1 protein-coding gene is annotated in these 246 nt (G+C 61.4%); it reads right to left on the bottom strand.

The features are described 5' to 3' along the window. Window positions 1-246 (bottom strand): hypothetical protein (locus KVS69_RS20180; protein ID WP_217540041.1); only part of this gene is annotated, 246 nt, incomplete at both ends.

Genomic DNA, 246 nt, shown 5'->3' with positions numbered 1-246 from the left:
AAGGCGCCGTCGCTCGCGGTGCCCCTCTGCAGCCTGCACGCCGCCAGGATCGTAGCAGGCCTTGTTCTGGCAAACTGACCAATATGCGGCCGGACGCGAGAGGATTTCAGCGAGATCGAGCTGCTTCCAATGCGGAGCCAGTTCGGGGATAGCGTGGATGCCGCCCATATTTGCGGCAGTCTGATTTGCTTTTGCACTTGAAGCGCCAGCGACCGCTACGGCAAGGCCGACTGAACCTAGCATGGC

This window comes from Stenotrophomonas sp. GbtcB23 (genome assembly GCF_019091045.1).
Taxonomy (GTDB): domain Bacteria; phylum Pseudomonadota; class Gammaproteobacteria; order Xanthomonadales; family Xanthomonadaceae; genus Stenotrophomonas; species Stenotrophomonas rhizophila_A.
Note: the sequence above shows the minus strand (reverse complement) of the source record. Positions and strands in the feature narration are given on the sequence as shown.